A 13521-nucleotide genomic window follows, 5' to 3' on the forward strand; every position below is an offset into this window, starting at 1 on the left:
GGCGGTTCACCGCTGTCGGTGGACCGCCCCTCGTCACGGCTGTGCCCGCGCGCACGTCTCAGGCGCCGCCGGGCTCGGCCTGGTCCTTGAGGAAGGCGGCCAGTTCGTGCGCGAGGCTCGCGGCCCCCGCGCTCGCGGCGGCAGTGGCCAGGGGCGCCTCGGTGATCCCGATGCCGCCGGTCCACAGCCGGCGGTCGGCCCACTCCTCGTCCACGCGCGGCTGGACCTGCACGTCGACATGGGTGAGGGCCGCCTCGGGTGCCGCAGCGCAGAGGAAGGCGGTGGCCCGGCGCAGCGGGTGCACGTCGAAGCCCTCGATGAACTGGGAGTTGCGCCAGTCGATGAAGGCGCCCCCGCCGTCGGGGCCGACCCGGACGTCGATCTGACCGTCCTCCAGCTGCACGCCGTAGGGCCGTGTGCCCCGGTTCTCGAAGGTCACCCGGAGCGCGAAGTAGGTGAGCCCGGCGGCGGCGTCGTCCCGCCCGCGCGGCGGCTCGGCGCGCTCCAGGCGGTGGACGCGGACCCGCAGACCGGCGAAGTCGTCGTACTCCTGCCAGTCACCGACCACGTTCGGCTCGTACACGGTTCCCCTCTCGACCATCCGGGAGCTGCTGTCTATCTGTGGGCCGAGCGCACTGTCAAATAAGCCGAATACGGCGTGGCCTGGTGGTTCGCCCGGTTTGATCGCTGATCAAGCCCTGCGCAGGAGGAACGGCGTGGGAGGGGGTTCCACTCCGTTCGGGCCGCGTGCCGCACATCACGTCCGGGCCCGGCCGACACGCGGAGCGGCCAGGCCCGGTTCCCGGTCAGCGCACCAGGCGGCCGAGCAGTGAGGAGGCGGCCGTGATCCCGAGGACGGCGGCCAGCGCGAGCACGCCGAAGTCGGCCGGAAGGTGGGCCGGGGTGCCGAGCAGAAGTCCGCGCAGGGCGTCCACCTGATAGCTGAGCGGATTCACCCGGCTGACGGCCTGGAGCCAGCCCGGCATCACGGAGACGGGGTAGAGCGCGTTGGAGCCGAAGAACACGCGTTGGAGCCGAAGAACAGCGGCATGGTGATCGCCTGTCCGAAGCCCATCAGCCGGTCGCGGCTGAGCACGATGCCCGCGATGGTCATGGACAGACAGGAGAAGAACGCGGCGCCGAGGATCACGGCGACGGCGACCCCGAGGAGCTTGAGCGGGTTCCAGGTGAGGGCGACCCCGAGCAGGGCGGCGATCACGATCACCACGACGGCCTGGATCAGCGACTTCACCCCGGCCGCGAACGCCTTGCCGGTGATCAGCGCCGAGCGCGGGGTGGGCGTGACGAGCAGCTTGTCCAGGGTGCCCGCGTCGCGCTCCCAGATGATCTGGATGCCGTAGAAGATCGCGATGAACATCGCGGACTGGGCGATGATCCCGGGCGCCAGGAAGTCGATGTAGGGGATGCCCCCGGTGGGGATCGCCCGGATGCGGGTGAAGGTCTGGCCGAAGATCAGCAGCCAGAGGGCGGGCTGGACGGCGCGGGTGTACAGCTCGGTGCGGTCGTGGCGCAGCTTCTGCAGCTCGACGGCGCACATCGCGGCGACCCGGGTGGGCAGCAGCAGGAGGCCGGATCGCGGGCGGGGCGGCCCGCTCGGCGCGGGGGCGCGGTCAGCCGACTCGGCGCGCGGTGCGGCGGGTGCTCCGGACATCGCGGAAATCTCCTCCCGTTCGGTCGTCCAGGCCGCTTCCGGCGACGTCCCGGAACACGTCCTCCAGCGTGGGCACCGTGTCGGTGCCCAGGCGTTCGGCCAGGCCCCGGCGCAGCTCGGCGGGGGTGCCGAGCGCGCGGACGCGGCCGTGGTGCATGAGGCCGACCCGGTCGCAGTACTGGTCGGCCTCGTCCATGTAGTGGGTGGTGAGCAGGACGGTCATGCCGGTGGCGGCGCGTACGGAGTCGATGTGCTCCCAGACGCCGGTGCGGGCGATGGGGTCGAGCCCGATGGTGGGCTCGTCCAGGATGAGCAGCCGGGGCTCGCTGACCAGGGCCTGGGCGAGTTCAAGGCGGCGGACCATGCCGCCGGAGTAGGTGCCCGCGAGCCGGTCGGCCGCGTCGCTCAGGCCGACGGCGGCCAGGGCGTGGGCGACGCGTTCGGCGCGCTCGCGGCGCGGCACGTCGAAGACGCGGGCGAAGAGGACGACGTTCTCGCGTCCGGTCAGTCCGCTGTCGGCCGAGAGCCGCTGGGGGACGTAGCCGATCATGCGGCGTACGTCCATGCGTTCACGGGCGGCGTCGTGGCCGAAGACGCGGACGGTTCCGGCGGGGACCGGCAGCAGGGTGGTGAGGCAGCGGATGGCGGTGGTCTTGCCCGCGCCGTTGGGTCCGAGCAGCCCGAACACCTCGCCCTCGCGGACGGTCAGTTCGAGCCCGTCGACGGCTCTGGTCGCGCCGAAGGCGTAGGTCAGGCCCGTGCAGGAGACGGCCGCGCCGGGGGCCGCCGGGTCGTCGCTCACCATGATTTCTCGGCCTCCCTCGGGGTTCGCCGGTCCGTGCCGGGGTCTTCGGGCTCCTCGTGCAGGGCGGTGGCCAGTCTGCGCAGCGCGGGGAGTGCGGCGCGCAGGGCCGCGCGGTCGGCGGCACCGAGCCCGGCCACCTCGCGGCCGACCAGTTCGGAGCGGCGGCGGCGCCACTGTCCGAGCCGCTCGGAGGCGGCCGGGGTGAGCCGCAGCCGGGCGGCACGTCGGTCGGCGGGGTCGGTCTCGCGCAGCAGATAGCCGTCCCCCACGAGCCGGTTGACCAGGGTGGACACGGAGTTCCCGGCCAGGTGCAGGGCGCGGGCGGCGTCCGAGACCCCGAGCCCCGGCCGCTCCTCGACCAGTCGCAGCAGCTCGACCTCGGCGCCGCGCAGCCGGGGTGCGGTGAGGCCGCCGCGCAGCCGCCGCCGGATCAGCCGCTGGACGCGCACCAGGGTGTCGGCCAGCTCCTCCGGGAAGGCGTCCGGTTCCGTGCCGCCGCCGCCCTTTTCCTGGTCTTCCGCTTCCAGGGAATCGTCCACTCCTGGAGATTACCTCTGTTGCAGAGGTAATTAACGTCAAAGGTAGGTCAAGCACTTCGCACCGTTTGGCGGCTTGTGTACATACTTGTTTTGGTTTGCCGGACATCGGGAAGGCGAACCACCAGTGCCCCGCAGCGGGCACCCGTGACCACCCCAGCCCCCGCTGAGAGAAGTGCACGCGATGGCTGTCACCGGCAGCACGAAGACGCACCCCCATGACGACGCCCCGGACACGGCGGAAGCCTTCGAGCGGCTTGCCGCGCTGCCCGACGGTCCACGGCGCCAGGCGTTGAGGGACGAGCTGGTGCGGCTGTGGCTCCCCATGGCCGAGCGGATCGCGGTGCGCTTCCGTGGCCGCGGCGAGTCCCTGGAGGATCTGTATCAGGTGGCGGCGCTCGGTCTGGTCAAGGCGGTCGACCACTACGACCCGGAGCGCGGCCGTGCCTTCGAGGCGTACGCGGTCCCGACCATCACCGGTGAGATCAAGCGCCACTTCCGCGACCACATGTGGACCCTGCACGTGCCCCGGCGCGTCCAGGACCTGCGCAACCGGGTCCGCGTCGCGTGGAAGGAGCTGTCCCAGACCACCTCGGGACGCGCCCCCACCGTCGAGGAGATCGCCGAGCGCACCGGCCTGACCGAGGACGAGGTGCGCACGGGCATGGAGGCGCTGGAGTGCTTCTCCGCGCTCTCGCTGGACGCCGAGGTGGCCGGGACCGAGGGCTTCGCGCTCGGCGACTGCCTCGGGGAGCCGGACCCGGGGTTCGACCTGGTGGTGGACCGGGTGGCCGTCTCCCCGTTCCTCGCCGCGCTGCCGGAGCGCGAGCGCACCATCCTCTATCTGCGGTTCTTCCGGGGCATGACCCAGAGCCGCATCGCCGACCAGCTCGGGATCTCGCAGATGCACGTGTCCCGGCTGCTCACGGGCTGCTTCGACCGGCTGCGCGAGGAACTGCTCGCGGAAGCGGGCTGAACGACAGCGGGCCGGACGAACCAGGCACCGGTCCGCACCGGGATTTCACCCCTTCGGGTCTCCCCCGTCCCCCTCTCCCCTCACTCTCCTTCACTCGTTCGGACTACTCACCCCCGGCCCGCGGCAGTCCCGCCCAGCCGTGGGGCGGCGCTGCCGGACGCCCCTGCCTGCCTGGGCCGCGCCGGGGTACTCGGGAGGCATGCGACCCCCGTCCGGCCGGACACTGGTGCGGACCGGTGGCCGCCCGGCCCCGAGAGCAGGACGCGACTGCCATGAATCACGACACAGCCGTCAGCGGTGAACCGAGGAAGCGGAAGGACGCCCCCTCGACGCATTCCTTCTTCGGCGCCCCCTGCTGGGTGAGCCTGACCAGCCGCGATCTGCAGGCCACCGAGGAGTTCTACACCGCCGTGCTCGGCTGGCGCTGGCGCGAGGCGGAGCTGGGCGACCGGTTCCGGGTCGCCCTGGCGAACGGGGTGCCGGTGGCCGGCATCGCCGCCGTGGCCGCGATGTGGCAGACGGCGGTGGCCTGGACGCCGTACTTCGCGGTGCCGGACGCCGATGTGGCGGCGGCGCGGACGCGCGAGCGCGGCGGCACGGCGGCGGTGGGCCCGCTGTCCTTCCCGCCGGGCCGCGCCGCCCTCCTTGCCGACCGCGACGGCGCCACCTTCGGCATCTGGCAGGGCCAGCTGGTCTCCAACTGGGAGACCTGGCGCCGCTCGGCCCCCACCTTCATCCGGCTGCACACCCGCAACGCCTTCGATTCCGCGATCTTCTACGGCGAGGTGCTGGACTGGGCGACCGGGGCGCCGGGCTGCTGCGAGGTCGAGTACGAGGGCGGCGAGGTGGTGCTGCGCAGCCAGGGCGACGTGGTGGCCCGCATCGACTCGGGCGCGGTGGAGGCGGCCCCCGACCCCTCCGTACGCCCGCACTGGCAGGTCCACTTCGCGGTGTCCGACGTGGCCCGCTGTGCGCGCGGGGCCGAGAAGCACGGCGGCAGTGTGCTGAGCGAGCAGGCGACCGAGGCCGTGCTGCGCGACCCGGACGGGGCGCAGTTCACGGTGACCTCGCGCGACCCGCGCGTCAGCCGCTCTGGGAGGGCCGGGAGAGCAGGATCAGGCTGCGGGCCTCGACCCGGAGTCTGCTGCCCGCCTTGCGCTCGCGTTCGTCGGGCACACCGTCGGGGTCGGCGGTGTCGATCAGGGTGGTCCAGCGCTCGCCGTAGGACTCGCCGGGCAGCCGGAAGTCGACCGGCTCCCAGTAGCCGTTGAGGAGGATCAGGAAGGAGTCGTCGACCACGCGCCGTCCGTAGGCGTCGCGTTCGGCGATGGCGTCGCCGTTGAGGAAGACGCCCACCGAGTACGCGTCGTCGCGCTGCCAGTCCTGGTCGGCCATCTCGCGCGCGTCGGGCCGCAGCCACACCAGGTCGGGCAGCCGCCGGTCGGCCTTGGCCGCGCGCTCGCCGTGGAAGAACCGGCGTCTGCGCAGCACCGGGTGCCCGGCGCGCAGGGCGATGATCCGGCGGGTGAACTCGGTCAGGGACCGCTGTTCGTCGTCCAGGTCCCAGTCCACCCAGGAGACCTCGTTGTCCTGGCAGTAGGCGTTGTTGTTGCCGCCCTGGGTGCGGCCGAGTTCGTCGCCGTGGGCGAGCATCGGGATGCCCTGGCTCAGCAGCAGCGTGGCCAGCAGATTGCGCTGCTGGCGGGCTCGCAGTTCGAGCACGGCGGGATCGTCGCTCTCGCCCTCCACCCCGCAGTTCCAGGACCGGTTGACGCTCTCGCCGTCCTGATTGTCCTCGCCGTTGGCCTCGTTGTGCTTGTCGTTGTACGACACGAGGTCGCGCAGGGTGAAACCGTCGTGCGCGGTGACGAAGTTGACGCTGGCCCGGGGCCTGCGGTTGCTGGCCTGGTACAGGTCGGAGGAGCCGGTGAGCCGGGAGGCGAACTCCCCGAGCGACCCGGGCTCGGCCCGCCAGAAGTCCCGTACGGCGTCCCGGTACTTGCCGTTCCACTCCGACCAGAGCTGGGGGAAGTTGCCGACCTGGTAGCCGCCCTCGCCCAGGTCCCACGGCTCGGCGATGAGCTTGACGCGGCTGATCACCGGGTCCTGCTGGATCAGGTCGAAGAACGCCGAGAGCCGGTCCACCTCGTGGAACTGCCGGGCCAGGGTCGCCGCGAGGTCGAAGCGGAAGCCGTCGACATGCATCTCGGTGACCCAGTAGCGCAGCGAGTCCATGATGAGCTGGAGCACATAGGGGTGGCGCATCAGCAGGCTGTTGCCGGTGCCGGTGGTGTCGTAGTAGTGCGCCCAGTCGCCGTCGACCAGGCGGTAGTACGAGGCGTTGTCGATGCCCCGGAAGGAGAGGGTGGGGCCCCTCTCGTTGCCCTCGGCGGTGTGGTTGTAGACCACGTCGAGGATGACTTCGAGACCGGCCGCGTGCAGCGCCTTCACCATGGCCTTGAACTCGTTGACCTGCTGGCCGCGCGAGCCGAGGGCGGCGTAGGCGTGGTGCGGGGCGAAGAAGCCGATGGTGTTGTAGCCCCAGTAGTTGGCGAGGCCCCGGTCGCGCAGCACGCCGTCCTGGGCGAACTGGTGGACCGGCATCAGCTCGACCGCGGTGACGCCGAGCGAGGTGAGGTGCCCGGTGACGGCGGGGTGGGCGAGGCCCGCGTAGGTGCCGCGCAGCCGCTCGGGAACCTCGGGGTGGGTGCGGGTCAGGCCGCGTACATGGGCCTCGTAGATGACGGACCCGGAGTACGGGATGTCCGGCGGCCGGTCGTCGCCCCAGTCGAAGTAGGGGTCGGTGACCACGCCGAGCATCGAGTGCCCGGCGCTGTCGGCCGGGTCCGGTCCGTCGGGGTCGCGCTCGTAGAGGGAGGCGTCGTTGTCCGTCTGGCCGTCGACGGCGCGGGCGTAGGGGTCGAGCAGCAGCTTGGCGGGGTTGCAGCGGTTGCCGAGCGAGGGCTGCCAGGGGCCGTGCACCCGGTAGCCGTAGCGCTGCCCGGGGCCGACGCCGGGGAGGTAGGCGTGCCAGACGAAGCCGTCGACCTCGTGCAGCGGCACCCGCGTCTCGCGTCCCTTGTCGTCCACGAGGCTGAGGTCGACGCGCTCGGCGACCTCGCTGAAGAGGGCGAAGTTGGTGCCCTGCCCGTCGTAGGAGGCGCCCAACGGGTAGGGGTGCCCGCTCCACACGGGCACCCCTTTCCGGGACTTGCGCGCCGTCACCGGGCGCCCGCCAGGACGTCGGGGGCGGCCAGGGCGGCCACGGGCAGCGCGCGCGGCAGATCGAGGACCCGGCGCAGGCTGGGCACCGGGGCGGTGGCGACCAGCGGGACGCGCTGGTCGGAGCGGGCGCGCTGGGAGAACCAGATGACCTTGCCGCCGTTCGCGGTGGCGCAGCATCCCCAGCCGTCGCTCATCGCCGCGAGGTCCGCGAGACAGGCCCGCAGGTCCTGGTCGGGGCGCAGCTCCCGGTCGTCGCCGCCGACGGCGGTGATCAGATGCTGGCCGGTCCACCACATCTCGATGGAGGTGGCCTTGTCCGTCGCGTGCCGGTCGATCGCCCGCAGCAGCAGCTGGGTGCCGTGGCGGACGGGACCGACGAGGTTGTCCAGGTCCCAGTAGCGCAGATGGGCGGCCAGGATGCGGCTGACCTGTCCCACCCGTTCCGGGCCGACTTCCACGTCGAGGTGGTAGTAGCAGGGCACTGCCTTCATCGTCGCTTGCTCCTCACCGGCGAAGCTCCCGCCCGTCGCCCCGATCGGGACGATTCCCGGTCACGTGGCGTGAGCGCCGATCGCTTCTGAGTCACTCCCACAGTGCGGGGGCTACGCCATTCGTGCAACACGAGCATCACGAACGGCCGGGTCGTTGAAGCTCCAACAGGACGATGCGTGTGTACGCGTGCACCATGAGTGAAAACCTCGATCGACGTCATGGCGCCGTGCGCTTCCGTGCGCGGAGCCACCCGATCCTCGGGACCACGCCCGGTCGAGAGCGGGAAAGGTGAAAAGGGCCATGCTGCTACCGGCCAAGGCCGAAGTGGCCCGGCAGTTGCGGCGTTACCGGGCGTGGGAGCGTGTGATGCTCGCCTCGCCCCACGACCGCACGGTCCGGGGCACCTTCGAGGATTCGGGCTACACCCTGTGCGTGCTGATGGGAAAACGGTGCGCGCGGGAGGCCGCCGACGCGGCCGAGCGGTATCTGCGCTCCACCCTGACCGGCTATCTGCGCGAGCAGGACGGCCGGCCGCGAGGGGACAGGGCGGCGCGACGCGCGCAGTCCCCGGAGCGGCGTTCCACGGCGCCACGGCCCTGACCTGGCACCGTACATGGCGTTCCCCACGGGGCGGCAGCAGCCGGCTTGTGGATCGGATCGCGAAGCCGGGCCCGTGTGCCCGGCTTCGCGCACGGCGGAGGTGAGATCCATGCGCAGGACTCCGGCCATCGGCCGCGTACCGGTACGTGATGTCCGGCCGTCCGTGGAATGCGGAAGGCGCCCGGCGAAGGCGGTGACCGGGGAGACGTTCCTGGTGACCGCGACCGTGTTCCGCGAGGGGCACGACGTGGTGGGCGCCAACGTGGTCCTGCGCAACCCGAAGGGCCGGCGCGGCCCTTGGCTGCCGATGCGGGAGCTGTCCCCCGGCAGTGACGTGTGGGGTGCCGAGGTCACTCCGGACATGACGGGCCGCTGGACGTTCCGGGTCGAGGCGTGGAGTCATCCGCTGGCGACCTGGCGGCACGCGGCCGGGATCAAGATCCCGGCGGGCATCGACACCGGCCTGGTCCTGGAGGAGGGCGCCGAGCTGTACGAGCGGGCCGCCGCCGGAGTGCCCAAGGGCGCGGAGCGGGACCTGGTGCTTGCAGCCGCCCGCGATCTCGGCGACGACATCCTCGGGGTGGACGACCGGCTCAGGGGCGCGCTGTCGGCCGAGGTCCTGGACCTTCTGGAGCGGTATCCGCTGCGGGAGTTGGTGACCGCGTCCGATCCGATGCCGCTGCTGGTGGAGCGCGAACGCGCGCTGTACGGCTCCTGGTACGAGTTCTTCCCGCGCTCGGAGGGCACGGTCGAGCAGCCGCACGGCACCTTCCGCTCGGCCGAGCGCCGGTTGGCGGCCATCGCGGAGATGGGCTTCGACGTGGTGTACCTCCCGCCGATCCATCCGATCGGGACCACGCATCGCAAGGGCCGCAACAACACGCTCACCGCGACGCCGGACGACGTCGGTGTGCCGTGGGCGATCGGCTCGCCCGAGGGCGGTCACGACAGCGTCCACCCGCAGCTGGGCACGCTGGAGGACTTCGACCATTTCGTGGGCCGGGCACGGGAGTTGGGCCTGGAGGTGGCCCTGGACTTCGCGCTCCAGTGTTCCCCGGACCACCCGTGGGTGGAGAAGCACCCGCAGTGGTTCCACCACCGCCCGGACGGGACGATCGCGTACGCGGAGAACCCGCCGAAGAAGTACCAGGACATCTATCCCATCGCCTTCGACGCTGACATGGACGGCCTGGTGACGGAGACTGTCCGCGTCCTGCGGCACTGGATGGAGCACGGGGTGCGGATCTTCCGCGTGGACAACCCGCACACCAAGCCGGTGGTGTTCTGGGAGCGGGTGATCGGGGAGATCAACCGCGCCGATCCCGATGTCCTGTTCCTGGCCGAGGCGTTCACCCGTCCCGCGATGATGCACACCCTGGCCCAGGTCGGCTTCCAGCAGTCCTACACGTACTTCACCTGGCGCAACGGCAAGCAGGAACTCACCGAGTATCTGACCGAGTTGTCGGGGGAGGCCGCCGCCTATATGCGGCCCAACTTCTTCACCAGCACCCCGGACATCCTGCACGCCTACCTCCAGGACGGCGGCCGTCCCGCCTTCGAGGTCCGGGCCGTGCTCGCCGCCACCCTCTCTCCGGCCTGGGGCGTCTACAGCGGCTACGAGCTGTGCGAGAACCAGGCGTTGAAGCCGGGCAGCGAGGAGTACCTGGACTCGGAGAAGTACCAGCTCAAGCCCCGTGACTGGGAGGGCGCCGCCCGGGAGGGCCGCACCATCGCCCCGCTCATCACCCGCCTCAACGACATCCGCCGTCGGCATCCCGCGCTACAGCGCCTGCGGAATCTCCGCTTCCATCAGACCGACAACGACTCCGTGCTCGCCTACAGCAAGAGCACGGGGACGGACACGGTCATCGTGGTCGTCAACCTCGACCCGCACCACACCCAGGAGGCCACGGTCTCGTTGGACATGCCGCAACTCGGCCTGGACTGGCACGCCGACCTGTCCGTCCACGACGAACTGACAGGCGAGACCTACCACTGGGGCCGGACCAACTACGTCCGTCTCAGCCCCGGCCACGCACCCGCGCACGTACTGCACGCCGCCGGGCGGGCGACGCCACAGATCGGAGGGCCTTCAGCGTCATGACCGTGAACGAACCCGTGCCGGACACTTTTGAGGACACCCCCGTCCGGGACCGCGACCCGGAGTGGTTCAAGCGCGCCGTCTTCTACGAAGTCCTGGTCCGCTCCTTCCACGACAGCGACGGCGACGGCATCGGGGACCTCAAGGGTCTCACCGCCAAGCTGGACTATCTCCAGTGGCTCGGCGTCGACTGTCTCTGGCTGCCGCCGTTCTTCAAGTCCCCGTTGCGGGACGGCGGTTACGACGTGGCCGACTACACGTCGGTGCTGCCGGAGTTCGGGGACCTCGCGGACTTCGTCGAGTTCGTGGACGCCGCCCACCAGCGCGGGATGCGCGTCATCATCGACTTCGTCATGAACCACACCAGCGACCAGCACCCGTGGTTCCAGGAGTCCCGCAAGAACCCCGAAGGCCCCTACGGCGACTACTACATGTGGGCCGACGACGACAAGCAGTACCAGGACGCGCGGATCATCTTCGTGGACACCGAGGTCTCCAACTGGACCTTCGACCCGGTGCGCGGCCAGTACTACTTCCACCGCTTCTTCTCGCACCAGCCCGACCTCAACTACGAGAACCCGGCCGTGCAGGAGGAGATCCTGGCCGCGCTGAAGTTCTGGCTGGACCTCGGCATCGACGGGTTCCGCCTGGACGCGGTGCCGTACCTCTACGCCGAGGACGGCACCAACTGCGAGAACCTGCCCGCCACGCACGAGTTCCTGCGGCGCGTACGGCGCGAGATCGACACGCAGTACCCGGACACCGTGCTCCTCGCGGAGGCGAACCAGTGGCCGGAGGACGTGGTCGACTACTTCGGCGACTACCAAGTGGGCGGCGACGAATGCCACATGGCGTTCCACTTCCCCGTCATGCCGCGCATCTTCATGGCCGTACGCCGTGAATCGCGCTACCCGGTCTCCGAAATCCTCGCCAAGACCCCGGCCATCCCGTCGAGTTGCCAGTGGGGCATCTTCCTGCGCAACCACGACGAGCTGACCCTGGAGATGGTCACCGACGAGGAACGCGACTACATGTGGGCCGAGTACGCCAAGGACCCGCGGATGCGCGCCAACATCGGTATTCGCAGGCGCCTCGCCCCCCTCCTCGACAACGACCGCAACCAGATCGAGCTGTTCACCGCCCTGCTGCTCTCCCTGCCCGGCTCGCCGATCCTCTACTACGGCGACGAGATCGGCATGGGCGACAACATCTGGCTCGGCGACCGCGACGCCGTCCGCACCCCCATGCAGTGGACCCCGGACCGCAACGCGGGCTTCTCGCCCTGCGACCCCGGGCGGCTCTACCTCCCCACGATCATGGACCCGGTCTACGGCTACCAGGTCACCAACGTGGAAGCCTCGATGTCGTCCCCGTCGAGCCTGCTGCACTGGACCCGCCGGATGATCGAGATCCGCAAGCAGAACCCCGCCTTCGGACTCGGCACCTACACCGAACTGCCGTCCTCCAACCCGGCGGTCCTCGCGTTCCTGCGCGAGTACGGCGACGACCTGGTGCTGTGCGTGCACAATTTCTCCCGGTTCGCGCAGCCGACCGAGCTGGATCTGCGGGCCTACGACGGGCGTCACCCGGTCGAGCTGATCGGCGGGGTGCGCTTCCCGGCGATCGGTGAACTGCCCTATCTGCTGACCCTCGCGGGCCACGGCTTCTACTGGTTCCGGCTCACCCGAGTCGCATCCCGCATCGGCCGCCGCCGCTAGCGCCAGGCGCCGAGGAAAGGACGCGTGACCATGCCGAAGACCATCACCCTCTCCCCCCGCGCCGCGGTCGACGCGGGACGGCGGCCGTCCTCGCTGCGCGGCCTGCTGCTCGCATGGCTCCCCGAACAGCGCTGGTTCGCGGGAAAGGACCGGCCCGTCACCGATCTGACGGTGCTGTCCATGACCGAGCTGTTCCCGGGCTGTCTGCATCTGCTGGTGAACGCCTCGCACGCGCCGCTGCCCACCCCGGGCGGCACTCCCCCGCCCGGCGACTGCTACCAACTCCTCCTCGGCCTGCGCGAGGAGATGGCACCGCGCCTGGAGCGCGCCTTCATCGGGCGCGCCGAGGAGGGGCCGTTCAAGGGCCTCGCCGTCTACGACGCGCTGCACGATCCGCGCTCGGCGCATCTGCTCCTGGAGCGGCTGCGCCGTCCCGGCCAGGCGGGCCCGCTGCGCTTCGAGACGGACCCGGCCGCCCGGGTGCCGGGCGGTCTGGCACCCCGGCTGCTGACCGCCGAGCAGTCCAACTCCTCGATCGTGTACGGCGATGCGTACATCCTGAAGGTGTTCCGCCGTATCCAGCCGGGCGTCAACCCGGACCTGGAGGTGCCGAACGCGCTGACCGCGCAGGGGTGTGCGCGAGTGCCCGCGCCGGTGGCCTGGTTCAGCACCACGAGCCCGCAGCCCGCGACGCTGGGCGTGCTCCAGCCGTTCCTGCCGGACGCCGCCGACGGGTGGACGCTGGCGCTGCGCGCGCTGGCCGACGGCCACGACTTCACCGCCGAGGCACGGGAGTTGGGCAGCGCCATGGCCGAGGTGCATCTGGCGCTGGCCGAGGCGTTCCCCCCGGCAGGACCCGGCGAGCGGGGCCGTACGGCGGACCAGATGCGCGCGCGGCTGGACGCCGCCGCGCGCGCCGTACCCGGTCTGCGGCCCCATGTGCCCGGTCTGCGGGCCGCGTTCGCGGCGCTCGCCTCGTGCGACTCGGGGCCGCCGGTGCAGCGGGTGCACGGCGATCTGCACCTCGGCCAGGTACTGCGGGCCGGGCGCGACTGGTTCGTGATCGATTTCGAGGGTGAGCCGTCCCGTCCGCTGGACGAACGGCGCGCCCCGCAGTCCCCGGTGCGTGACATCGCCGGGATGCTGCGCTCCTTCGACTACGCGGCCCGGCAGCGCCGCCCCTGGCGACCCGAATGGGCGCAGCGCTGCCGGGACGCGTTCTGCGCGGGCTACGCGGCCCGCGCGGGCTGGAACCCACGCGAGAAGCACGCGCTGCTGCGCGCGCACGAGACGGACAGGGCGGTGTACGAGGTGCTGTACGAAGCGAGACACCGGCCGGACTGGCTGCCGGTACCGATGGCCGCGATCGAGCGACTCGCCGCGTGGGGAGGCTGAC

10 protein-coding genes and 2 pseudogenes are annotated in these 13521 nt (G+C 71.2%); 6 read left to right on the forward strand and 6 right to left on the reverse strand.

Annotated elements, in window-relative coordinates; genetic code table 11:
- Window positions 1–58: 58 nt before the first annotated feature.
- The 4 genes and pseudogenes from B079_RS0111875 to B079_RS31785 all read right to left on the reverse strand — a co-directional run bounded on the left by B079_RS0111875 (window position 59) and on the right by B079_RS31785 (window position 3016).
- Window positions 59–583: a hypothetical protein gene (locus B079_RS0111875; protein WP_018546021.1), complete on the reverse strand. Its 525-nt coding sequence runs from the start codon at window positions 581–583 to the stop codon at window positions 59–61.
- 223 nt (window positions 584–806) lie between these two features.
- Window positions 807–1672, reverse strand: a pseudogene (locus B079_RS31780) (ABC transporter permease).
- A complete protein-coding gene (locus B079_RS0111885; RefSeq protein WP_018546022.1) occupies window positions 1632–2477 on the reverse strand; it encodes an ABC transporter ATP-binding protein in 846 nt (281 codons plus the stop codon). The pseudogene B079_RS31780 and the gene B079_RS0111885 overlap by 41 nt, the downstream one beginning before the upstream one ends.
- Complete coding sequence (locus B079_RS31785; RefSeq protein WP_018546023.1) at window positions 2471–3016, reverse strand: MarR family transcriptional regulator; 546 nt, start codon at window positions 3014–3016, stop codon at window positions 2471–2473. Before B079_RS31785 ends, B079_RS0111885 begins: the two co-directional genes overlap by 7 nt.
- A gap of 181 nt (window positions 3017–3197) precedes the next feature.
- On the opposite strand from B079_RS31785, the gene B079_RS0111895 reads away from it, so the two are divergent.
- Together B079_RS0111895 and B079_RS33885 are read left to right on the forward strand one after the other, a co-directional pair.
- A complete protein-coding gene (locus B079_RS0111895) occupies window positions 3198–3989 on the forward strand; it encodes an RNA polymerase sigma factor SigF (RefSeq protein ID WP_018546024.1) in 792 nt (263 codons plus the stop codon).
- A 272-nt stretch (window positions 3990–4261) separates the two neighbouring features.
- Window positions 4262–5071, forward strand: a pseudogene (locus tag B079_RS33885) (VOC family protein); the annotation flags it as partial.
- Between the two features lies 1 nt (window position 5072).
- Here the strand turns inward: B079_RS33885 and glgX are convergent.
- Window positions 5073–7187, reverse strand: a complete 2115-nt coding sequence (gene glgX / locus B079_RS0111905) for a glycogen debranching protein GlgX (protein ID WP_037801481.1) — start codon at window positions 7185–7187, stop codon at window positions 5073–5075.
- A 23-nt stretch (window positions 7188–7210) separates the two neighbouring features.
- Window positions 7211–7705, reverse strand: coding sequence for a hypothetical protein (locus tag B079_RS0111910; RefSeq protein ID WP_018546028.1), 495 nt, complete (start codon window positions 7703–7705; stop codon window positions 7211–7213).
- A 301-nt stretch (window positions 7706–8006) separates the two neighbouring features.
- Between B079_RS0111910 and B079_RS0111915 the strand changes: the two genes are divergently transcribed.
- The 4 genes from B079_RS0111915 (at window position 8007) to B079_RS0111930 (ending at window position 13520) form a co-directional block, all read left to right on the forward strand.
- Complete coding sequence (locus B079_RS0111915) at window positions 8007–8306, forward strand: DUF5133 domain-containing protein (RefSeq protein WP_018546029.1); 300 nt, start codon at window positions 8007–8009, stop codon at window positions 8304–8306.
- A gap of 109 nt (window positions 8307–8415) precedes the next feature.
- Window positions 8416–10410: an alpha-1,4-glucan--maltose-1-phosphate maltosyltransferase gene (locus tag B079_RS0111920; RefSeq protein WP_026248603.1), complete on the forward strand. Its 1995-nt coding sequence runs from the start codon at window positions 8416–8418 to the stop codon at window positions 10408–10410.
- Window positions 10407–12125 carry a maltose alpha-D-glucosyltransferase gene (gene treS, locus B079_RS0111925; protein WP_018546031.1) on the forward strand — a complete coding sequence of 573 codons (1719 nt, stop codon included), beginning with the start codon at window positions 10407–10409 and terminating at the stop codon, window positions 12123–12125. Before B079_RS0111920 ends, treS begins: the two co-directional genes overlap by 4 nt.
- 30 nt (window positions 12126–12155) lie before the next feature.
- A complete protein-coding gene (locus B079_RS0111930) occupies window positions 12156–13520 on the forward strand; it encodes a maltokinase N-terminal cap-like domain-containing protein (protein ID WP_026248604.1) in 1365 nt (454 codons plus the stop codon).
- The last annotated feature ends 1 nt before the right edge of the window (window position 13521 follow it).

The organism is Streptomyces sp. LaPpAH-108 (assembly GCF_000373625.1).
GTDB lineage: Bacteria > Actinomycetota > Actinomycetes > Streptomycetales > Streptomycetaceae > Streptomyces.